This is a genomic window from Massilia sp. DJPM01, from assembly GCF_030348125.1.
In the GTDB taxonomy this organism is placed as follows: domain Bacteria; phylum Pseudomonadota; class Gammaproteobacteria; order Burkholderiales; family Burkholderiaceae_D; genus Telluria_A; species Telluria_A frigida.
In genome coordinates, this window is sequence record NZ_JAQOZV010000006.1 from 49,383 (window position 1) to 73,292 (window position 23,910).

At 59.8% G+C, this 23,910-nt stretch carries 13 protein-coding genes; 5 read left to right on the top strand and 8 right to left on the bottom strand.

Annotated features, from left to right (window positions below):
- Window positions 1-45 precede the first annotated feature (45 nt).
- The 6 genes from PO883_RS06100 to PO883_RS06125 all read right to left on the bottom strand — a co-directional run bounded on the left by PO883_RS06100 (window position 46) and on the right by PO883_RS06125 (window position 15,404).
- A complete protein-coding gene (locus tag PO883_RS06100) occupies window positions 46-9,438 on the bottom strand; it encodes a putative Ig domain-containing protein (protein ID WP_289308942.1) in 9,393 nt (3,130 codons plus the stop codon).
- A complete protein-coding gene (locus PO883_RS06105) occupies window positions 9,435-10,241 on the bottom strand; it encodes a hypothetical protein (RefSeq protein ID WP_289308943.1) in 807 nt (268 codons plus the stop codon). Before PO883_RS06105 ends, PO883_RS06100 begins: the two co-directional genes overlap by 4 nt.
- A gap of 2 nt (window positions 10,242-10,243) precedes the next feature.
- Entirely contained in the window at window positions 10,244-10,714 is a 471-nt protein-coding gene (locus PO883_RS06110; RefSeq protein WP_289308944.1) for a hypothetical protein, read from the bottom strand.
- A 300-nt stretch (window positions 10,715-11,014) separates the two neighbouring features.
- Complete coding sequence (locus PO883_RS06115; protein WP_289308945.1) at window positions 11,015-11,350, bottom strand: hypothetical protein; 336 nt, start codon at window positions 11,348-11,350, stop codon at window positions 11,015-11,017.
- A gap of 580 nt (window positions 11,351-11,930) precedes the next feature.
- Window positions 11,931-13,355 carry an HlyD family type I secretion periplasmic adaptor subunit gene (locus PO883_RS06120; protein ID WP_289308946.1) on the bottom strand — a complete coding sequence of 475 codons (1,425 nt, stop codon included), beginning with the start codon at window positions 13,353-13,355 and terminating at the stop codon, window positions 11,931-11,933.
- A 6-nt stretch (window positions 13,356-13,361) separates the two neighbouring features.
- Entirely contained in the window at window positions 13,362-15,404 is a 2,043-nt protein-coding gene (locus PO883_RS06125) for a peptidase domain-containing ABC transporter (RefSeq protein ID WP_308605757.1), read from the bottom strand.
- A gap of 566 nt (window positions 15,405-15,970) precedes the next feature.
- Here PO883_RS06125 and mutS point away from each other — a divergent pair.
- Window positions 15,971-18,664 (top strand): DNA mismatch repair protein MutS, encoded by a 2,694-nt coding sequence (gene mutS, locus PO883_RS06130; protein WP_289308948.1) that lies wholly within the window; start codon window positions 15,971-15,973, stop codon window positions 18,662-18,664.
- Window positions 18,661-19,617 carry a hypothetical protein gene (locus tag PO883_RS06135; RefSeq protein ID WP_289308949.1) on the top strand — a complete coding sequence of 319 codons (957 nt, stop codon included), beginning with the start codon at window positions 18,661-18,663 and terminating at the stop codon, window positions 19,615-19,617. Before mutS ends, PO883_RS06135 begins: the two co-directional genes overlap by 4 nt.
- 78 nt (window positions 19,618-19,695) lie before the next feature.
- On the opposite strand, the gene PO883_RS06140 is transcribed toward PO883_RS06135, so the two are convergent.
- Window positions 19,696-20,244: a peptidylprolyl isomerase gene (locus PO883_RS06140; protein ID WP_289308950.1), complete on the bottom strand. Its 549-nt coding sequence runs from the start codon at window positions 20,242-20,244 to the stop codon at window positions 19,696-19,698.
- A 79-nt stretch (window positions 20,245-20,323) separates the two neighbouring features.
- On the opposite strand from PO883_RS06140, the gene PO883_RS06145 reads away from it, so the two are divergent.
- The 3 genes from PO883_RS06145 (at window position 20,324) to PO883_RS06155 (ending at window position 22,536) form a co-directional block, all read left to right on the top strand.
- Window positions 20,324-21,445, top strand: coding sequence for a cupin domain-containing protein (locus PO883_RS06145; protein ID WP_289308951.1), 1,122 nt, complete (start codon window positions 20,324-20,326; stop codon window positions 21,443-21,445).
- A 12-nt stretch (window positions 21,446-21,457) separates the two neighbouring features.
- A complete protein-coding gene (locus PO883_RS06150) occupies window positions 21,458-21,937 on the top strand; it encodes a hypothetical protein (RefSeq protein WP_289308952.1) in 480 nt (159 codons plus the stop codon).
- Window positions 21,938-22,254: 317 nt separating this feature from the next.
- Window positions 22,255-22,536 (top strand): hypothetical protein, encoded by a 282-nt coding sequence (locus PO883_RS06155; protein WP_167093404.1) that lies wholly within the window; start codon window positions 22,255-22,257, stop codon window positions 22,534-22,536.
- A 204-nt stretch (window positions 22,537-22,740) separates the two neighbouring features.
- Here the strand turns inward: PO883_RS06155 and bamC are convergent, their stop codons facing one another.
- Window positions 22,741-23,910 (bottom strand): outer membrane protein assembly factor BamC, encoded by a 1,170-nt coding sequence (gene bamC / locus PO883_RS06160; protein ID WP_373890039.1) that lies wholly within the window; start codon window positions 23,908-23,910, stop codon window positions 22,741-22,743.

Genomic DNA, 23,910 nt, shown 5'->3' on the forward strand with positions numbered 1-23,910 from the left:
CGTGACGACGGTACGGGTATTCACCCGTTCCTAAGCTTCATCAAATCACACGAGCTGTGGCGACAGGTCGCGTAATGCCGATCCCGCCTGCAGCGGCTGCGCAGTGACACCGAACGCCGGACTCGACAACAGAGCGCCGGCTGGCAGCATCGACATCGAGGACAAATTACCGTTCCTGGCGTACTGGTAAGCGAGGTCGCCGCCCAGTGCCGCCGCATCGCTGCCGCTCAGGTAAAAATTGAGCAAGGAGGTCGACAGGGCCCAACTCGTCAACGCCGGATTCGCAGTCCGGGCAGCATCAAACGCCCCGACCAGACCGTCAAAGTTGAACTGCTCGACTTTCTTGTTGCTCAGCTTGTTGGCCGACGCGGCGTTGTAGTCGCTGCCGCCTTCGATCACCACCTGCAAGTTGGCAACGCTGCGATTGGCGGGCGCCGCGTACCAGTCCTTGAAGGTGATCTGTTCGGCAGCTCCGGTCACCAGCACCAGGTCGTTAGCGGTTTTCTTGAACAGCAAATCCGCGTACAGCACGCCCTTGCCCAGGGAAACGGTATTGTCCTTGCCGGTGCTGGCATTGACCACATCCTGCCCGTCCCCGCGGTTGAAGGCGATGATATCGGCCCCGTCGCCGGTGACGATCACATCGTTGCCGGCGCCGCCGATCAACATCTCCTTGCCAACGCCACCGGTGAGCGCGTCATTGCCGGCACCGCCATCGAGCAGATTATTGCCGAGGGTATCAGTGAGCGTATCCAGGCCGGCCCCGCCCTGAAGCAGGTCGTTGCCCGCGTCCCCGTTCAGCGCGTTGTTGGCGCCATTGCCGACGAGCAGGTTGTTGATCGCGTTACCGGTGCCGCCAATCCCGTTCGCGCCTGTCAGGAACAGCGCTTCGATATTCGCGCCCAGGACACTGTTCACGCCGGATTTGACGGTATCGATGCCTTCGTTCGCCAGCTCGGCCACGGTATCGCCGGCATTATCGACGATATACGTGTCGTTGCCGGCACCGCCGCTGAGTGCATCCGCCCCGCCGCCGCCATCGAGCAGGTTGTTGTTGGCATTTCCCTTGATCACGTTATTACCGGCATTGCCCTTGCCATCGACCGCCAGGCTACCGGTCAGGGTCAGGTTGTCGAGGTAGGCGCCCAACTCGTAGTTCAAGCCCGTCTGCACGGTGTCGATGCCGACGTAGTTGCCCTCGTTTACGCTATCGCCGGTATTGTCCACGATGTAGAGGTCGTTGCCGGAGCCACCGTTGAGGACATCGGCCCCGCTACCACCGTCGAGCATGTTGTCGCCCGAGTTACCGGTCAGTACATTGTTCAGCGCATTGCCGGTGGCGTTGATCGGCGCCGTTCCCGTCAGGGTCAGCGCCTCGATGTTGTTGCCCAGTACCGTGGTCAGGCCCGACTTGACCGTGTCGTTGCCTTCGTTGGCAGCTTCCACTGCCACGTCGGCCGCCTGATTGAACACATACACATCGTCGCCCGTACCGCCGCTCATGGTGTCGATACCAAGGCCACCGTCCATGCTGTCGTTGCCCTCGCCGCCGTTGAGCTTATCGTTGCCGTCCAGTCCATTGAGGATATCGTTACCTGCACCACCGTTCAATTGGTCGGCGCCGGCGGTTCCGGTCAGTGTCAGGTTTTTGACGCTGACGACGAGATCGAAGGCATCGCTGGCGCTCAGATTGCCGGTATCGCGGGCGGTGACTTTCACGCTGAACGTTCCGGCGGCCGGCGCGGTGCCGCCAAATGCCCGCGTCGTGCCGTTAAACGACATCCAGCCAGGCAAAGGCGTGCCGTCTGCCATGGTGGTGCTATAGCTGAGCACCGTTCCCGCATCCGGATCGGTGAATGCGCCTGCCGGCACCACATAACTGAATGCGGTACCCAGGGCGTTGGCCTGGTCAGCAAGCGCGGCCGCCAGGACCGGCGTGCGGTTGGCCGGGCTGACGACCAGCGGCAAGTCGATATAGCCTCGACCGCCATGGTTGTCCGTTCCCCACAGCTTGACCGGAACCGAGCCCACGTCGGTGGCGGTGGGCGTGCCGGTGAAGGTACGCGAGGCCGCATCGAACTTCAGCCATGCCGGCAAGGGCACGTCGTTGGCCAACGATGCGCTGTAGGCGAAGGTGTCGAGCGGGTCCGGATCGACCATGGTATTGGCTGCGAGGGTGAAGGTGAGCGGCTTGCCCACCTCCGCCTTGAACGGCGCCACCGCCGCCGGGCCGCGTACCGGCACCTTGTTGGCGGTGCTGATATCGACCAGGGCCTGTATCTTGGCCTGATTCCATACGGCACCGCCGGCAAACTCGACACGCTCGATCTTGTTGTTGACGATCGCCCCATCCTTGCTCACGTCTGCAATGAAGTATTTGGAGAACGTCACTTGATCCGTGCTCCCCTTGATTTGCAGAAGCAGATTGTCGCCACTGCGTTGCGCAATGACGTCGGCTTCTGCGATGTCTTTGCCGAAGCGCAGCGTATCGACGGCGCCAAGCACATCGTCGTTGACGATCACGTCCTTGCCGTCGCCGCGTTCGACGACATACACATCGTTACCCGCGCCGCCGGACAGGGTATCGTCGCCGGCACCGCCAAACAGCTGGTCGTTGCCTGCAAGGCCGGACAGGGTATTTTTCAGCGCGTTGCCCTTGATGACGTTGTCGAGCGCGTTGCCAAAGCGCGAGAGCGCGCCGCCGGTCAGTGTCAGGTTCTCGATGCCAGCGAACAGAACATTTTGGGAACTGATGCTGGTCTCGACCGTATCGTTACCGCTTTCATCGACAAGTTCATCGTCGATGCTGTCGATGACGTAGGTATCGTCGCCACCGCGGCCGTAGAAATAATCGCTGCCACCGCCGCCGTCGAGGCGGTTATTGCCCTCATTTCCCTGGATCGTATTGTCTGCCGCATTGCCAGTGGCATCCATGTTTGCCGTTCCCAGTAATTCCAACGATTCCACATTGGCGGGCAATGTGAAGCTCGCGCTGGCATTGACCATATCGTACCCGCCGCCAGGCAGTTCCACGACCATATCGAGCGTGCTGTCGGCCACGTACGTGTCATTACCGGCACCGCCGGCCATGGTGTCGGCGCCCACGCCGCCATCGAGCGTCTGGCTGCCGGGCCCGGCGCTGATGTTATTGTCGAGCTTATTACCTGTCAGAACGCTTTGCGTTCCCTCACCGCTGAACACGAGGTTGTCGACATTGGCCGGCAGCGTGTAGCTCGGCAGCGCGGTACGCACCGTATCCATACCCTCGTTGACGTTCTCGGTCACGCTATCGTCGCCATCATTGATGACATAGGTATCGTCGCCAGTACCGCCTTCGAGGGTATCGCGTCCCGGTCCGCTTTCAAATTCATCGTTGCCGCCGAGTCCCTTGATCAGGTCGTTACCGGCCCCACCCTTCAAGGTATCATTGCCGGCAGTGCCGGTGACGGTATTGTTGGCGCTGACGACAATATCGAACACATCGGATGCCGTCTTGCCGCCCAGGTCAGTTCCCGTGACTTTGACGCTCACCGTCCCGGCAGCGTTGGACAAGCCATTGAACTGACGGGTGGCCGGATCGAAGCTCAGCCATGTCGGCAGCACGCCACCGGAAGCGAGGGTTGCGCTGTACGCGACCACATCGCCCTTGTCGTCGTCCTTGAACACGTCGCCCAGAGTGATCTGGAATGGCGTTCCTTGCGACGTCACGATGTCGGGCACAGGCGACTGGAGCGTGGGTGCGACGCTCACCGGACCAATGTTAATAAAGAATTGGCGCGCAGTCGTGGCGCCGTACAGGTCCGTGCCGAAGAGATAGAAAGGCACGACGCCCTGGTCGCTGGCACCCGGGGTGCCCGACAACTTCATCGTGAGGGGATCGAATTTCAGCCATGCGGGCACCGCAGGGTAGCCCGGCAAGGTGCCTACAGTAAAGGACAACACGTCATAATAATCTGGATCGACGATCCGGTTCGTGGGCAACACCACGCTGAATGTACTGTTGATGTTCCCGTACATGTCGAACGGCATGTCAGAGATGAACGGTTTCGTGTTCGTGTGGGGAACCGCCATCTGGTCGATGACCGCCGTACTCCAACTGACGCCCTCGGCAAATTGCACCTGTTCGATCTTTCCAGTGCGTACCCCGTTAGTTTCCAGGAAATAGTCCTCTACAAACAAGGTATCCTTGGAACTGCGGATGGTCAGCACCAGCTTGTTTTCCCAGCGCTCGACCAGCACATCGCTGGCCTGCACGTCGTCTGCGAAGCGGATGGTGTCGACCTTGCCGGCCGCCGTGTCGCTGGTGAAGATGAAATCCGGGCCGTCGCCGTGGCCGAACACGAAGGTATCATTGCCGGCGCCGCCCACCATGCGGTCGCGCCCCGCGCCGCCGTCGAGCACATCGTCGCCGGCGCCGCCGTCAAGCGTGTCGTTGCCTGGTCCGCCGGACAGGCTGTCATTGCCCTGCATGCCAAGCAAGGTATCCTGGCCTTTGCGGCCGGTGATGACATCGTTGCCTGAAGTGCCGTCGAGCTTGTCGTCCAGGTCGGTGCCTTTGAGCACCTGTTGCAGGACCATGGCTTGGGTCCACAAGGTGCCGTCGGCAAAGGCGATCTGCTCGACCGCCAGATTCAGGTCGGTGCGTGCGCTGAAATAGCTCCAGATGGTGACCCCGTCACCACTGTTGCCGAAATTGAGGCGCAAGGTGGGGCCGTCGCGCACGGCCTCGACATCGGCCGGTGACAGACCGGCACCAAATTCGAGCCGGTCGACGTCCGGTGCCGTGACGGCCGGGCTGACGTCGGAGATCGTATCTTTACCGTCGCCCTTGTTGAAGCGGTAGGTGTCCGCGCCGGCGCCGCCGATGAGGTCATCGCTGCCGGTCCCGCCTGCGAGGGTATCGTTGCCAGCGCCCGCGTCGAGCCGGTCGTTGCCGGCGCCGCCATCGAGCAGGTCGTTTCCATCGGTGCCGTACAGCTTGTCGTTACCGGCCGAGCCGACCAGCAAGAATGGCAGGATCTGGGCCAGGGTCCAGCTTGTGCCATCGGCAAACTTGATGGTCTCGACCTGCGACAGCGCAAGCTCGTCAGCCTTGAAGTAATTCAACACGCGCAGGCTGTCGCCGCTTGCCGGCAGGCTCAGTATCAGGTCGTTGTCGAAGCGGGTCGGCTTGACGTCGCCCACGGCGACGCCGGGCAGGAACTCGATGGTGTCGATACCTGCTTGCGACGGCAAGTCCTGGTTGTCGATGATGTCGTTGCCGTAGCCTTTGCCGAACACATAGGTATCCGCGCCGCCACCACCCTTGAGGACATCGTTACCAGTGCCGCCATCGAGGCGGTCGTTGCCGAAGGAGCCGAGCAAGGTGTCGTTGCCGCCAAGGCCCTTGAGGCTATCGTGGCCCCAGCCGCCCTCTTTCGCATCGGCAGCGTCGGTGCCGGAGTAGACCTGGTTCGGGTCGATCGTGATCGGGAGTAAAGCAGATACGCTTGCGCCGCTGACGTCACTTGCCTTGACGAGCACCTCGTACTTTCCCGCTGCCGGCGGACGGCCGGAAAACGTGCGGGTAGTGGCGTCGAACTTGAGCCATGCCGGCAGCGCGCTGCCATCGGGCGACGTGGCGGCGTAGGACAGGATGTCGCCCGGGTCGCTGTCGGTGAAACTGCCCTGCGGCAGCGTAAACTGCCAGACATCGTTGGCCGCCCCGCCTGGCACTTGCGCCCAGGCGCCGAACGTTGGCGCCCGATTGTCGACATCGAGCTTCATCAGCGTTTGGGCGCTCAGGCCATGCACGTCGGTGGCGGTGATGGCCAGCACCAGGTGATCGAGCGTGGTCGGTGTACCGCTCAGTACACCTGTCTTGGGATTGAAGCTCAACCAGGATGGCAGGCTTCCGCCTTTGTCCAGGGTCACGCTGTAGGTCAGCGCATCACCATCGAGATCCGTAAATAAATTAGCGGGAACGTTGTAGGTCAACAGCGTGCCGCGCGCAGCCTTCGCGTCGACCGGGACAGCGTTCAATACCGGCTTACGATTGGCTGCGCCGATATTCATGACAAGGCCGATACCGGTACCGGCGCCATAATTGTCCGTCGCTACGACGATCAGCACCAACTTGCCGACGCTGGCGTCGTCGGGCACGCCGGACACCGTACGGGTCGCAGCGTCAAATTTGACCCAGGCAGGCGCTGGCAGGCCGCCCTCCAGCTGAAGGCTGTAGTGGAGCGTGTCGTCCGCATCCGGATCGGTCAGATTTGCGGCAGCGAGCGTGTAGCTGAACGGGGCGCCAGCGCGCGCGCCAAGAAATGGGACCCCAGGACCGGCAACAGGGGCGTGGTTATTCGCCTGCCGCAGCAGGATGGCATCGATCTTGGCCGGATTCCAGACAACGCCGTTCGCGAATTCGATGCGATCGACTTTAAAATCGGACACGAGGGTTCCCGCCACTGTTTCTGCGGCGAAGTAATCGTTGATGAAGACCTGGTCATCGCTTCCCCTGACGTTCAATACCAGGCTGTTCATGCTGCGTGAAACGATGATATCCGCGTCCTCGATGTCTGCGCCGAAACGCAGGGTATCGACCGCCTGGGCAGTCGCCAGGTTGGCGCTATCGCGCAGGAGATCGCTATTTTCGATGGTATCGCTACCGTCGCCACGGTTGAAGATGTACACGTCGTTGCCAGCGCCGCCGTTGAGCACATCGTTGCCGGTGCCACCGGTTAAGCGGTCGTCGCCAACACGCCCAAACAAGGAATCGATATCGGCGCCGCCGTCGAGCTGATCGGCACCAGCACCGCCGTCAAGCGTGTCGGCACCGGCGTCGCCATCGAGCGTATTGTCGGCGCTATTGCCGAACATCGCGTTTGCCAGCTCATTTCCCGTGCCGTCGATTGCGTCGTTACCCTTCAGTATGAGGTTTTCGAGGTTGTCACCCAGTTGGTAGCTGACGCTGCTGTTGACATTGTCGATACTCGCAGCGGCTGCAACTGCAGCGGACATGGTATTGGTCGTCATCAACGTGCCGCCGAGATGATCCAGGCCGCTCCCCGATGCCGATTGTTTGCCCGCCGCGCCTGTTTGCGGCGGCGCGGTTTCGCGGATGATATCGCCTACATTGTCGACGGTATACACATCGTCGCCCTCGCCACCGTCGAGAACATCGGCACCCGTACCGCCATCGAGCGTGTCATTTCCGGCACCGCCCTGCAGCACGTCGTCACCGCCACCGCCGCCGAGCTGATCGTTACCATCGCCACCATCGAGAAAGTCATTGCCATTGGCTTCGATCGACAGGTTGGCGACGTCATCGTCGCCGAGCAACAGGTCGTCGCCGGCGCCACCGCTCAGATTATCCTTGCCGCCGCCACCGATGAGTTGATCGTCTCCATCGCCGCCGTCGATCATGTCATCGCCCTCGAAGCTGCCGGCCACAACCGAGCTTCGTCCGTCCCCGTACAGGACGTCCTTGCCGCTCCCGCCGCTCAGCGTGTCATTTCCGCCACCGCCTTGGGCAAAATCGTCGCCCTCCTCGCCATTGAGATAGTCGTTGCCCCATATCTTGGCGTTATCACCCGGCCTGGTGATATTGTTGATCGGGGTATCACCCCAGAGATTGTCGTTGCCTGCGCCGCCGAACAGCGTATCGTCCTTGCCGCCACCTTCGAGGTAGTCGTCGCCATCTTCACCGTCGAGGTAATCGTTGCCGTGGTACGCCAAGTCAACATAGTAAGGATCGTCAGTCTTGCCGCCGGAATCGCCCCACAGCCTGTCATTGCCCACACCGCCGAACAGCACGTCACCCGCGCCGCTGCCGAACAACATGTCGTCTCCGGCACCACCGTCGAGGAAGTCGGCACCATGCGAAGCGGCCGGGAGGCTGTTCATGAATCCCGGTTTGGTCAAGCCATCGCCGCGGAGGATGTCCTTACCGTCGCCGCCTTCGAGTTCGTCGTTACCGGCGATGCCGTCGAGCTGGTCATCGCCATCACCACCGAGCAGCCGGTCGGCGCCGCCGCTGCCAATGACATCATCATTTCCGGCGCCGGCATCGACGAAGTCACCGTCATCGCCTGCGGGCATAGTCACACCAGCCCAGACCGTGGTTTTGTCAGGGTCATTGGAAATGTAGACACCCCAGGACGGCCCCTGCACGAGCATCGTCTCGCCGTTCGGTGAAGTCCATTTCTCATTAGCGTTTTGACGAAACCCGACTGTAGCGTCGCCGCTGCTGGTGATGTGGTCGTTACCCTTCCCACCGAGAATACGGTCGCTCCCGGTCCCGCCGCATAGCATATCGTCGCCGTCGCCACCGTCGATCTCATCGTTCCCCGCGCCAGAGCTGACAATGTCGTTGCCGCCAAAGCTGCTGATCTTGTCACGCTGTTCCCAACCGCCAAGGACGTCGTCGAAGTCTTTCTCATGATAGGTGCCGATCATTACCCCTTCGGGCGTCCACGTAAAGTAGGTGTGCCAGGCGGGATTCCAGTCCCCTTGCGGCACCTGCATCCAATCAAAACGCCCATCATTGTATTTACCGGGGCGATAGTCGCCTATCTGCGTGCGCTCGATCGCGCCGGTGTCCTTTAGATTGATCGCATAGCTATTGCTGGCTGCGCTACCGTCCTTGCCTGTATAACTGGCACTCAGTTGCGCACTGCCACTGGCCGTCACATCGCCAGTTTGCACCAGGGCGAACGAGACACTTGCCTGGCCTTCCACCAGCTCGATGACGGCGCCGTTTGCAGCCACCGTCGTGTCGCCCAATACGACCTGAAACTTGTCGGCAAGCCCGGAAAGCGACAGCGTCACCTTGTCGCCAGCCTTGGCTGCCTGGTTGAGGTCAATCTTGAACGTTTTGCCCATACCTTCCACCACAGTGGACGACTTGCCAGCAAGGCTGGCAAGCGCAAAGTTGGCTTGTTCCCATACATTGCCGCCCCCGCTTTCCACAATTGCCACCGCCGGGGTATTCTCTAATGTGATTCCAAGGTAACCACCGCCCTTGATCTTTGCAATATCGACGCCATTGATAGTGATATCGCTTTGGTCGCCCAAGGCGGTGCCGCTGATGACCAAACGCTCACCAGCTTCGTCAAGCTTATAAACAAATTCACCGCCATTAACGGTCCATATGCCGCGATTTCCCTTTAGTTGATAGTCGCTGCTCGTAACGTCTGGAAGCGGGTTTCCGCCCACCGTGATGCTTCCGTCACCGTCACTGTCAAAAATGGTATCGTGACCGTCGCCGCTGGTGAACATATAGATATCCGATCCACCATCACCGTTCAGTTTATCGTCTCCCTTGCCACCCGTAATTCTATCGCCATTATCACCGCCATTCAGGATGTCACTCTTATCTCCGCCAACGATAATATCGGACCCAGTTTTTCCGTTGAGCGTATTCGAATCTGTCCTGCTGCCGAGCATAATATTACTCAAATCGTTTCCCGTACCGCTGCGATCCCCCCCCAACCATTTTTTGACGTCAGCGTGAGGTTTTCCACATTATCCGAAAGATTAAATTTCGACAACATCGTCAATATAGTATCAATACCTTCATCTTTGTTTTCGATCACCAGCTCGCCGGCAATGTTAATGGTATATTCATCATCCCCTTGCCCGCCACGCAATTCGTCGCCGCCGTCACCCCCACCAATTGCGTAAAACTTTTCATTACCGCTACCATCCATGGGAGTGAATGTAATCTTGGGCCCCATGCGATTCTTCAATCCAAACTGCCATGCCGAGAAAACATGAACAGGAATGCCCATTATTTCGCCCAGAGTGCGGTATGTTGAATTACTGTTTACTTCAGAGCGATCCAATTTGAATCCGTACTTGGGATAATTGAGATCCAAAACGTTTAAGAAGATTTGTGCTTTGACCGCTTTGTTCCATCGAGCAAACACATCGGCCATTTCGCCCTTGTACACAATTTCGCTAGGCTGTCCGGCACGCACCATTGTTTGCAGGGTGGTTTTTGTTTCACCGCCCTCCAGGGTGCCGGCATAATTCGTAGTGTGTACAAATTGCCAAACAAGTAGCGAATGCGATACCTCGTTCGTCCCGATCGCTACAGGAAATCCGCTTTTTCTATCTGTCGCGAGTCCATTCAACTCTGCAATAATTGAACCATTTGAGTCCATTAAAACCCAAAAATTATGTCTAATGAAACTTATAAGCCCTGGAAGTCCTGGAATCGCAAATTCGAATGAACGTGCCTGAATTATAAATTCACTCATCTTTATCCTTTAATTTCTTTTTTCTCTGTAACATCAATGATTTCAATACTCAAATCCTTCAGCCGTTCCAGCTCATTAAATATGAATATAATTTCAACTTTTGCTGCCGGATCTGACCAATTTTCCGTACCAGGCCCACCCCAGGAATTTTTTAGTTTCCATTTCCTAATAAAAGTGCAAATTAGTTCTTTATGAGTCACACCTAACCTGCACACGCCTGCGTTTATTGCAAAAATTTCTTGAATATCATTTCGTTTCTGTGCAACAAATAGGTTATTAGCCAAGACTTCGACTTTCGACTTGTCAATCCGCCCAACCCCGACCGTGCCGTAAGCGTTTCCCGGGGTCAAATTTACCGTGGAATAGGAGTTTCTAAGTAGATCTGATAAGACATCTTTACCCATAACGGTGAAATCATCCGCCGCGAGTGGCAGGCAACCGTTCAATGTCGAAGTTAGTGATATAGCCAGCATACCGATAACCCGAGATCTTAGTCTCGGCATGTAAATTTGATTGCAAATATTTCTCATTAGCATTGCTCCAAAAAAAGAAAGTGTTCTATTTAAATAAATTTATTGTAGATCTCTTGCCAATTCCCTCGGCGTACAGAAATACTGCCCCCGAAATAGTTTATCATCTGACGAAAGATAATTTCCAACGAACTATCTTTAACCTGTGCATGGGCGCATCCAGATATCCACGGTTTATTTAATTTTCTCAATTTTTAAATTATTTAAATCGCAATATTCAATTACGTTACCTAAGCCGTGAACTCATTCATCATTTCTCACAAAACCTGCTTCAATTTTTTTCGCCATTGCCCTAAAAATTAAATTATCAACTAATATCTTGAGTTGCGCTTCATCAAACTGGCCGGATCCACTCAAACCATTTTCACTCTCGTATGAATTGCGCAAAAGGTTTGAGAAAACATCATTATTTAGAACGGAAAAATCATCAACCGCTTTTGGATAGTAACATCCGGCCAATGTCGACATCACCGATAAGATCACTAGCCCAGTAAAACGTCGTTCTATTGCTGGTAAAAAATAAGTTGCAATTAATTTCCATGCAGACACTTCAAAATGACTATAAGTTGAATTAAACAAGCTGAGTGGTACGTGTACCTGACCATAGCGGTGGCTTTTTACCCTTAATTTTAGCGTTTGGCACCATCAATACTTTACAGATTCAATTTGCGCCCCCTGCCTTGCTCATCAAACTTGAACATGAGTTCGATCTTCGCCGCCGATCAGTTTAACCAAACAAATGCCCCCTAACCAGCTGCCAAATGTAACAAAATTTTCATTTCCGCACCGTTTCTAAAAACATTGGAAATCTCGAACTCGGCCGCGATTTATTAATAGCGAGAACGTCAAGCGATCCCGAACCATATTCTGAAGTCGGAATTATCGCCAAAGAAACATACGCGATATTTGATAAGATGCACCTCCCCACTGCATAAACGGCGAGTAAGTGCCACCCTATTCACGGCGAATTAGTTATGAAACAAGATTCACCGATTCAAATCCTTTTTTAAGAATTTCATTGCAGAAACGCCTATTATGCCCCCTCCAGAAATAACAAATAATTTGAAATTGAAATGCTTGTGAATTTCTAGCGGAGCTCCTAAAGCGCATGGACGGAACTTCCTGACTGAGGAAAAACAAGCATCTGCTTGTCAAGCCCTCATCGTTCGCGCGCCGTTTCAGAAACCGCCTTCTGCACCGGTGACAATAGATACTCCAACACGGTCCGTTGCCCCTGATTGATCTCGACCACCACCTGCATCCCCGGCGTGATATGCAGGCGCTTGCCTTGCGGATCATTCAGCGCTTGCTGATCGAGGCGAACGCGCGCCTTGTAATTTGCGCTGCCGCTCACCTGTCCATTACTCCCGCCTCCGCCTGCTTCCGGCCGCGCCGGTTCACTGGCATCAGCGCTGATGTGAATGACAGTCCCGCTCAACATGCCATGCCGCTGAAACGGATAAGCCGCCAGCTTGACCTTCGCGCTCTGCCCCACCGCGACAAAGCCCACGTCCTCGTTCTTGATATTCACATCCGCAAACAGCAGCTCATCTTTCGGCACCAGGGTCAGCACCACCGCGCCCGGCTGCACCACCGCGCCGGTCGTGGTCGTCGCCAGATCCTTGATCACGCCATCCTGCGGCGCCCGCAGCACCATCTGTCCTTCGCGATAGCTGCTCTTGTCCAGGCTCGGCTGCAACTGGCCCAGCTTGGCGCGAATCTCCGCCAACTCACGCTCCAGCTCGCTTTTGTACGTGCTGTGCAACTGGCTGAGTTTCTGACGCTGCGCCGCCATCGCCGAATTCAACGCGGCCACGGTCGAACGCTGTGCATCGAGGTCCCTGGCCTTTTCAACGGCCTCGCGCTCCTTGTCAGCACTCTGGCGCACCGGCACATAGCCCTCCTGCGACAGCTCAGCCAAACTCCTGGCAGCCGCCTGATACGTCGGCAAGGTCTGCTCCAGCTTGGCCAGCGTTTCGCCAGCGCTTTTCTTTTCAAACTCCATCTTTTGCAGCAACGCCTTCTCCTGCTCCAGGCTATCGTTGAACGCGCCACGGCGCGCCTGATACTGCCGCTCCACCTGCGCGAACAGCAGCGCATCGTCCGCTGTGCGCGCCAGCATCGGTTTGCCTGACAGTTCAGCCTCTATGCGGCGCACCTGCATCTGCTGGATACCAAGGTCAATGCTGACCCCCATCTTGTCGGCACTGGCGAGCGTCGCATCCAGGCGCGCCAGCACCTGTCCGGCCTTGACCGCATCGCCTTCATGCACCAGCAGTTCCTTGACCACGCCCGCCTCGGATGGCTGCACGATCTTCACAAGGGTCTGCGGCGCCAGCTTGCCGTCGGCGCTGGCGATGATGTCAAGCTTGCCGAAGGCAGCCCACACGATCAGTACCAGCACCAGTACCGACACCGCACGCAGCACCATGCGGCCGGCCGTGCTTGGGTCCTGCCGCTCGATGCGGCTCAGGGGATCGTGCCAGCGCTTGGGTGGGCGCAGCGGAATGACCGTTGCCCCGGAAGGGCCGGCCAGGGGTGGTGCCGTGGCGGCGGATGTTTGATTCGGGCTCATGGTATTCATCTCTGTTTATGCGGCGGTAACGGGCGATTCGGCTTGCGGGCGCTCAGGGTTGCCGAGCGAGGCAGCAACCGGCGCCAGCGTGACGCGCTGCGCTCCCTGCGGGCCAAGGCGGTAGACGGCGTCCAGCTGCAAGCCCTTGGGCAAGCCGTGGGTAATGAACAGCATCGTGACCTTGCCGCGCAGGGCGTTGATGGTGTGCGCAAATTGTTCGGCGGTGGACTGGTCGAGCGCGCTGGTTGCTTCGTCGAACACAAGAATGCTCGGCCGCTTGAGCAAGGCACGCGCAATCGCAATGCGTTGCTTCTGCCCGCCGGACAAGCCGGCCCCGCGCTCGCCAATCTCGGTCTGGTATCCCTTGGGCAGCGCTTCGATCGCGCTATGGATTTCCGCCATCTGGCAGGCTGCCGCCACCTGTTCGAAACTGGCATCCGGGCTGGCCATTTGCAGGTTCTCGAAGATGGTTCCCGAAAACAGCACCGTTTCCTGCGGCACAACCCCGAAATGGCTGCGCAGTTCATTGGCCGACAGATAGCGGATATCGACGCCGTCGACCAGAATCCGGCCGGCGCTGGGCTGGTAGAACCCTTGCAGCAGCTTGGCCAGCGTGCTCTTGCCGCATCCGGAGGCACCCATGATGCCGATAGTCTGTCCTGGCTGCACCGTCAGCGACAGGTTTTGATACACCAGCGGCAAGTGCTCGGCGTACTTGAAGGCGACCGTGTCAATCTCGATCTTGCCGGCGCGTGCATTGGCACGCGCGGGAACCAGGGAATACGGTTCCACTGGCGCGTTCATCAAGTCGCCCAAGCGGTCGACCGACAGGCTCGCTTGCTGAAACTGCTGCCACAGCCCAACCAGGCGCAGCATCGGCTGCGACAGGCGGCCTGAGAACATCTGGAACGCAATCAGCATGCCAATCGTAAAATCGGTGCTGTTCATCACGGTATACGCGCCAACGCCGAGGATGAGAAGGCTCATCACTTGCTCCAGCAGATTGGACAAGGTGTTGTAGCCATTCGCCAGTTGCTTGGTCGACAGGCTGGCATCGAGATAGCTGCCGAGATAATTGCTGTAACGCGCGTCAAGCTGCGGTTCCATCTGCAGCGACTTGACCGTTTCCAGCCCGCCGATGTACTCGGTCAGGAACGCCTGGTTGCGCGCCCCCAGCAGGAATTGCTGCTGCAAACGCTCCTGGAAAATCGGCGCCACAATTACACTCAGCAGAACAATGACCGCCAGAATCGCCAGCACCACCAAGGTCAGGGTCACGCTGTAGTAAAACATGATCGCCACAAAGATCAGCAGGAAAGGCAAGTCCAGCACCAATGTCACGGCAGCGCTGGAAATAAATTCGCGGATCGTTTCAACCCCATGCAGGCGCGCTGCGATGACACCGGTGGGCCGGTGCTGGAAATACATTGGCGGCAGCTTGAACAGGCGCCCGAATACCGAGGCGCCCAGGGCGGCATCGACCCGGTTGCCGGTATGCAGCACCAGATACTGGCGCATCCACGACAGCGTCGCCGAAAACAGCATGAACACGGCCATGCCGATGGCAATGACGATCAAGGTGCTCTGGCTGTGGTGCACGACGACCTTGTCGATGATCGCCTGCGTGAACAGCGGCGTGGCGAGGGCGATCAGCTGGATCACCAGCGAGGCAAGCAACACTTCCTGCCACAATTTTTTATGCTTCAGTAATTCCGGGACAAACCAGCTGAAGCCGAAACGGCGCGACTGGCGCGCCAGTTCCTCGCTGTCGGGGTCGCTGGCATCCACGTTGTCAGGTGCCACACGCATGACTTTCCCCAGAAAACGCTCACCAAACTCGTCCAGGGGAACGGTACGGGGTGCGCTATCGGCGGGTTCGACCATCAGGATGCTGCCACGGTCCGCCTGGAGGATGAGGGCGACAGCGCAAGTGGCCTCAGGCCCCGCGCCATCCGTTTCCTCGCCATCGCGCAAAAACACAAGCAGCGGGAACGACTCCCTGTACAACTTGGCCAGCTTGGCAGAGGCCACACCAGCCTTGAATCCGAATGACTCCATGGCAGTCGCAAGGGAAGCAACCGAGTACGGCGCGGCTAATTGTTGCTGAGCTATTTCAGGGGAGTAAGGTTTTCTGTGAAGGGCACAGACGCCCTGTAAAACCCAGAAAAATGACGCTTTGGTGATACCGGTGTGTTTCATAGTGAACGAAAAACCTGCTGTGAAAAAGCCGGACGACGCCCTCTGCGACTCGTCTGGAAGGTGGATGAGGGTAGGCGCGGGAGGCCGACTGACGACGATCAATCCGTTTCAGAAACCAACTAACAATTGCAAAGTAGCATTGTAAACACCGTGCGAGACCCCAAACTTATATTTAGATTATTATTTTCCGCCTGCAGAGTTTTCATAACCGCAAGTATTAAATTTCGATACCACTCCGAATGTCGTAGGGATTCCTGGCGACAGCCCGATCAATCCACCGCCGGAAAATCCACGAGGCATGGTGACGGGAGACTCATCCGCTGCACGCGCGATCGCTTTGCCTCGCCCGCGCGCCGAGGCGGTAAAATGGCGGCCTCACGACGCGGCCGAGAAAACGCCGCGCCCGCACCGGATTGAAAGTAACGATGACCACCACCCCTTCAGAGATCAACGCCGCCGCCGTCAAAAATGGCCCGACGGCAAAGCACACGCCAATGATGGCCCAATATCTCGGCATAAAAGCCGACTACCCGACCATGCTGGTTTTCTACCGTATGGGCGACTTTTACGAGCTGTTCCACGACGATGCCGAAAAAGCCGCGCGCATCCTCGGCATCACCCTGACCGCCCGTGGCGCCTCGAACGGCAACCCGATCAAGATGTGCGGCATCCCGTTCCACTCGCTCGACCCGTACCTGGCCAAGCTGGTCAAGCTGGGCGAGTCGTGCGCCATCTGCGAACAAATCGGCGACCCGGCCACCAGCAAGGGCCCGGTCGAGCGCAAGGTCATGCGCGTGGTCACCCCCGGCACCCTGACCGACGCCGACCTGCTGCCCGAAAAAGCCGAACGCCCCTTGCTGGCGGTGTGCATGATCAGCCAGCGCAAGGTCGTCACCACGGGTCTGGCGTGGCTGTCGCTGGCCAGCGGCGGCTTGAAACTGATGGAATTCTCGGGCGACAGCCGCACCGTCGGCGTGCGCCTGCAACAGGAACTCGAACGCATCGCCCCGGCCGAAATCCTGCGCGGCGACGGTAGCGGCGCCGAGCTGTTCGCGGATGACGGCACTGTCCACACCCAGCGCGTGCCGGACTGGCATTTCGATGTCGTCGGCGGCCACAAGGCCCTGCTCGACCAGTTGGGCGTGGCCACCCTCACCGGGTTCGGCGCCGATGGCCTGGGCGCCGCGTTCGGCGCGGCCGGCGCGCTGCTGCGCTACGCCCAGTCGACCCAGGGCCGTGGCTTGCAGCACGTGCGCAGCCTGTCGACCGAAACCGAGAATGAATTCATCGGCCTCGATGCCGCCACCCGCCGCAACCTGGAGCTGACCGAAACCATCCGCGGCCAGGAATCGCCAACCCTGTTTTCCTTGCTCGACCACTGCCGCACGGCGATGGGTTCGCGCCTGCTGCGCCACTGGCTGCACCATGCGCGGCGCGACCAGAACGTGGCGCGCGCGCGCCATGCGGCCATCGCGGCGCTGGCGCAAAGCAACGCCGCCGGCGCGCTCTCGTCCACCCTGGCCGAGGTGCCCGACATCGAACGCATCACCACCCGCATCGCGCTGCTGTCGGCGCGCCCGCGCGACCTGGCCAGCCTGCGCGACGGCCTGCGCCAGTTGCCGGCCCTGCGCCGCTTGGTGCAGCCAGCCTTCAGCGCCGGCGAAGCAAGCCTGCTGGCCACCATCCACGATGCGCTGGCCACGCCCGCCATCTGCCTCGACCTGCTCGAGCGCGCGGTGGCCCCGGAACCGGCGGCCATGGTGCGCGACGGCGGCGTCTTCGCACGCGGCTTCGATGCGGAACTCGACGAACTGCGCGGCCTGTCCGAGAACGCCGGCCAGTTCCTGGTCGACCTGGAAACGCGCGAGCGTGCCCGCACCGGCATCGCCAACCTGCGCGTCGAGTACAACAAGGTGCACGGCTTTTACATCGAGGTCACGCACGGCCAGACCGACAAGGTGCCGGACGACTACCGCCGCCGCCAGACCCTGAAGAACGCCGAGCGCTACATCACGCCGGAACTCAAGGTCTTCGAGGACAAGGCCCTGTCGGCGCAGGACAAGGCGCTGGTGCGCGAAAAACTCCTGTACGACCAGCTGCTGGCCGACCTGGCGCCGCACATCGGCACCCTGCAAACCATCTCGCAAGGCCTGGCGCAGCTCGACACCCTGACCGCACTGACCACCCACGCGCTGCAGCACAACTGGTGTTCGCCGCAACTGGTGAGCGAGCCATGCCTGGTGATCTGCGAAGGCCGCCATCCGGTGGTGGAAAAGCAGATCGAGCGCTTCATCGCCAACGACTGCAAGTTCGACGACGAACGCCGCCTGCTCCTGATCACCGGCCCGAACATGGGCGGTAAATCGACCTTCATGCGCCAGGTGGCCTTGATTACCCTGCTGGCCTACATCGGCAGCTACGTGCCGGCCACCAGCGCGACCATCGGCCCGATCGACCGCATCTTCACCCGCATCGGCGCCACCGACGACCTGGCCGGCGGGCGCTCGACCTTCATGGTGGAGATGACCGAATCGGCCGCGATCCTCAACGGCGCCACCGCGCAGTCGCTGGTGCTGATGGATGAAGTGGGGCGCGGCACCTCGACCTTCGACGGCCTGGCGCTGGCCTGGGCCATCGCGCGCCACCTGATCGATGCGAGCCGCAGCTTCACCCTGTTCGCCACCCACTATTTCGAACTGACCCAGCTGCCCGAAAGCCACCCGAGCGCGGCCAACGTGCACCTGTCGGCGGTCGAGCACAAGGACAGCATCGTGTTCCTGCACGCGGTGCAGGCCGGGCCGGCGTCGCAAAGCTACGGCTTGCAGGTGGCGCAGCTGGCCGGCGTGCCGCAGGCGGTGATCAAGGCCGCGCGCAAGCACCTGGCCCGACTCGAATCGCAGGCGCTCGACACCACGCCGCAGCTGGACCTGTTCGCGCTGCCGTGCGTGGAAGCGGACGATGCGCCAGCGGCCAGCGCGCACGATGCGCCAGGCGACGCGCTAGGCGACGCGCTAGGCGACGCGCTGCACGACGCGCTGGCCGCCATCGATCCGGACGCCCTGACCCCGCGCGAAGCGCTTGAGCAGCTGTACCGGCTCAAGCGCCTGGCCGCACCATGATGCGCGCCACGCCACTTGCCGCGTTCCTGTGCGCCGCCCTGCTGGCGCTGCAAGCCGATGCCGGCGCCGCGCAAGCGCGCGCGGCGGCCATGAAGGGGCCGGCGCCCTACCAGTTCGCCATCATCGGCCACCGCTTCACCGATGGCGGCGGCGACGCCCAGCTCGAACAAGCCATCGCCGCCAGCGACGATGGCGCAGTCGCCTTCGTGGTCGCCACCGGCATCAAGGGTGAGCGCGAGCCGTGCAGCGACGCGTTGTACACGCAGCGGCGCGACCTGTTCGCGCAGGCGCGCCGGCCGATGATCGTGGCGCCCGCCGCCAGCGACTGGAGCGGCTGCACCAATGGCGCCGGCGGCCAGCTGGCACTGGACCGCCTGAACCGCATGCGTGAGCTGTTTTATCCCGACGCCGATTCGCTCGGCAAGCGCAAGCTGCCCTTGCTGCGCCTGTCGGCCAGCTCGCAATTTCGCAGTTATGCCGAAAACGCGCAGTGGGTGATGGGCAACGTGCTGTATGCAACCATGAATCTACCGTCGGACAATAATCACTACCGCCCCGAGGCGGGCCGCAACAGCGAGTTCGAGGACCGCGCGGTGGCCAACCGCTTCTGGCTCAAGCGCCTGTTCGGCATCGCCAACCGCAACAAGCTCGACGCGGTGGTGTTGTTTACCGAAGGGGACATGAAGGCGCACAGCGACAAGCCGGGGCTGCTCTCCATGCTGGGACAGGGCGACAGCCGCCAGGATGGCTATGCGGCGGCGCGCCACCAGGTCGTGACGATGGCGCAAAAGTTCGCGGGGAAGGTACTGCTGATCGATACCGCGCCGCCACAGGGACCGGCACCGGCGATTGCCTGGCGCGCCAACCTGGGACATGTGAGCGTGGGCTCGAACGTGCTGCGCATGCGCGTGGCGCCAGGCAGCGAGAAGATGTTCCTGCTTCAGAAACCGTAAAGCGGACGCGCTGCCGGCCATCGGCCTTGGCAGCGCGCGGATGCCGGACGACCCGCAGGCCGCCCCGCATGCGGGGGTTTAATGCACGGGGTGGCTGCGGAAGTGGTCGCCCTCTTCGCCGTCATCTTCCTCGTCATCATCATGGTCGTGGCCATGCGCGCCATGCACGTGGCCGTGCGCGATCTCGACATCGAGTGCGTCGCGCACATCGGTCACTTCCAGTTCGAAACGCAGGGCCATCCCGGCCAGCGGGTGATTGCCGTCGAGGACAACCTTGTCGTCGGCGATGTCGGTGACGGTGAAGATCATGGCTTCTTCAGTGCCATCCTGGCCGTCGGGCATGCCTTCAAACTGCATGCCTACTTCGAGCGGCTCGGGCAGGCGCTCGCGCGCTTCGACCTTGACCAGCGACGAATCGTAGTCGCCGAACGCATCATCGGGTTCGATCTGCAGGACGCAGGCATAGCCCGTTTCCTTGCCATCGAGTTCTTCTTCAATCTTCGGCAGGGTATTCTCATAACCGCCGTGAAGATAGACCATCGGCTTGCTGCCGTCTTCGATCAGATTGTTCTGCGCGTCGGACAATTTGTATTTGACCGTTACGACCGTGTTTTTGGCAATCTTCATAGTGCTTCCTTTCAGTGTGTACTGGCGGATTATACCTCCCCGCCGCCTTGCCCTGTTTCGGACTTGGTTATAATGTCGCATGAAAAAATTAACGCTCTTGGGCGATATCACGCCCGCCCAGTTTTTACGCGATTACTGGCACAAGAAACCGCTCTTGATCCGCCAGGCAATCCCCGGCTTCAAGCCGCTGCTCAAGTTCGAGGCCCTGGCCGCGCTCGCCAAGCTGAACCACGTCGAATCGCGCCTGATCACCCAGGTCGATGACGACTGGAGCATGCAGCACGGTCCGCTGACCGAACTGCCACCGCGCACGCAGCGCGCATGGACCATGCTGGTGCAGGGCGCCAACCTGGCCGACAAGGGCGCCGACGCGCTGCTGCGCCAGTTCCGCTTCATTCCCGACGCGCGCCTGGACGACTTGATGATCAGCTACGCCACCGACGGCGGCGGGGTCGGTCCGCACTTCGATTCCTACGATGTGTTCTTGCTGCAGGCGCACGGCAAGCGGCGCTGGCGCATCGGCGCGCAAAAGGACTTGTCGCTGGTCGAAGGCAAGCCGCTCAAGATCCTCAAGAACTTCAAGCCGCAGGAAGAATTCCTGCTCGAAGCGGGCGACATGCTGTACCTGCCGCCCCATTACGCGCACGATGGCGTGGCCGAGGGCGAGTGCATGACGTATTCGATCGGCTTCCGTTCGCCGCCCTACCAGGAACTGGGCGAAGCGTTCCTGCAATTCATGGCCGACTCGATCGACCTGCCGGGCCGCTATGCCGATCCGGACCTGGAAGTGGCGAAACACCCGGCCGAAATCCCGCGCAATATGCTCGCGGCGATTACCGAGGAAATGAACAAGGTGCGCTTCACCGAGGAAGACGTGACGATTTTCGTCGGCGAGCACATGTCCGAACCGAAGCATAATGTGTTCTTCACCGGCCCGGCCAAGCCCTTGACCATGGGCCGCTTCGCCGAAGCCGCCGCCAAGCGCGGCGTGGTGCTCTCGCTCAAGTCGCAGATGCTGTATCGTGGCAAGCACGTGTTCATCAACGGCGAATCGTTTGCCGTGGGCCGCGCCGACAAGGCCGTGCTCGACGTGCTGGCCAACGAGCGCGCCCTGGCCGGCGCCGCGCTGGCCGGCGCCTCGGACGATGTGATGGAAGCGCTGTACACCTGGTACCAGGATGGATGGATTGAACTCGCCTAAAAAGGAATTGCCATGACCGACGCCACCGCCCTGCCATTCAACTCGCACGCCGAATTCGAGGCGCAGCTGCGCGACTGCCTGGGGCGGGCGCGGTCCACGCTGCAATTGTTCGATCCGGATTTTTCGGTCTTTCCGCTCGGTAGCATCGAGACCGATGCCGCACTGCGGCAATTCCTGGCCGGCGGTGGCGCCATCCAGATCGCCATGCATCACAGCGCCTATATCGAACGCCACTATCCGCGCTTCCTTCGCCTGCTGCGCGAGTTCAACCACAAGATCGAGGCGCGCGCCACCCCGCGCACGCTGCATCACTTGACCGATTCCTTCTGCATCGCCGACGGCGCGCACATCGTGCGCCGCTTTCACAGCGACCACATGCGCGGGGAAGCGGCCTTCGACATGCCGCAAGCCACCGATTTAAGCCAGGAAAGATTCGCGGGAATCTGGATTGAGGCTGTTTCAACGTTACATCCGACCACGACTGGTTTGTAAGGGTTTGTAAGGCCCGAAACCTGCCAATCAGAATATAAATCGGAGTTGGCGCAAAATGGCCGATGAAATGAGCATAAAGAAGCGTTTTATCACAAGGTGAATGTTGCCAGTTCGCAAAAAGCTTCCATAAAAGCATCTTCCCGCTATTGCGGAGCACCAAATTTAGCTATAATATCGGGTTAGGAAGTTTCCGTTGTCTGTCAAGCACCATTACAGGTACGAAAGCTAACGAGAATTCCCTAACGAGCGATAATTACCGGTAATTATTCATCGCAACATACGTCGTCATAATTTAGTGAAATAATTAAGGAAAACCCATGAAAAAATCTTTGCTGATCGTCTCCCTGTTGGCCGTTGCCCTGGCTGCTTGCACCAAAAAAGAACCAGAAGCAGTCGTTACCCCAACCCCAGTTGTGGAAACCCCAGCAGTGGTTGCTCCAGCAGCTCCAGTTGACGCTCCAGTTGCTCCAGCAGCAACCGATGCCGCTAACGCTGCAGCTACCGCTGCTTCGGCCGCTTCCGTAGCTGCTGACGCTGCTAACGCCGCTTCGGTTGCCGCTTCGGCTGCTGCTTCGGCTGCTGCATCGGCTGCCAAGTAATCAGCGCGATTTGAAAAAGCCGGCCTGCGGGCCGGTTTTTTTTCGTCCGCAGATTCGCGTCAAGCTCGTTCCCCCGCGCAGGCGCGGGTCCATGGCAGCTCTGCTCAACGCGGCTGTCAGCGTCCACCGGCCTGGGGGCACCTTGTTGCGCAGGCGACGTAAAAAAACCGGCCTCGGCCGGTTTTTTTATTGCTGCGTCGACACTTACTTCAATTCGTCGCTCAGCAGTTTCAAGATCTTGGCACCGGTCGGCGAGGTTTCCGCCTTGCCGTCGTTGCTCTGCACCGCCACCTTGCTCACCGTCGCGCCCGCTTCAGACTTGACCGTCACGCGGAAACGCTGCGCTTCCTTGGCCTTGTCCGAGGAGGCGCCAAAGCTGAACAGCTTGCTCAAGAAACCATCCTTGTCGGCCAGGTCCGGATCGACATAGCGCACGAAGTACACGCCCTGCACGCGGTCGCGGTCTTCCACCGTGAAGCCGACCCGGTCCAGCGCCAGGCCGACCCGGCGCCAGGCGCGGTCGAAACCTTCATCCACTTCCACGGTATCGCCCAGCAGCTTGGCGTGCTGGGGTGCCACCACCGCCGCCGCCACGGCCGCTTCGGCCGGCTTGACGTCGGCAATGCCCGACAGCTTGGCCACCAGGCGGCTCAGGAATTGCGCTTCCAGGCCCGGATCGTTCGGACGCACGGTCCAGGTGGTCGAATCTTTTTGCGCGCCGACCAGCACTTCTTCCGCGCCGCGGTGGCTGATGTAGATTTCGGTGCCGTTCGGGGTGCGCTCCAGGCGCGTGCGGAACTTGTCGCGCTCGCCCGTCGAGTACAGCGAATCGAACACCTTGCCGATCGACTGGCGCACGAAGTCTTGCGGGATCTTCGAGCGGTTCTCGGCCCAGTCGGTCTCCATGGTGCCGGTGGTGGCCGACTCATTGATGATGGTAAAGCCCGAATCGGCCCAGAACTGCTTGAGCTGCGGCCACAGCTGCTCCGGGGTCTGGTTCACCACCAGCCAGCGCTGGTTGCCGCTGCGCTCGATCTTGATGCCTTCGCCACCGGCCACGGCCACCGCCTGCCCGCCTGGCGCCGGCATCGCCGTCGTGCCTTTGGGTTGCTGGTAGGTCGAGGCGCTGGCCACGCCGCGCGTTTCAGGGATGCTGTAGCGGTTGTCGCGTTCGAGCTGGGTCAGGTCGGGCGGCACGTCCAGCGACGCGGCCTTTTTGGCGCCACGGTAATCGAGCTTGTCCTGTTCGATGACGGAACTGATCATGCCGCAACCGGACAGGCTGACCATCAGCGCCGAAAGCACCAGGCCGCGCGTGGCTGCAGGAGGAAATGCCGTGGCCTTGGCCATCATAATTGTGTTGCGAATAGTCAT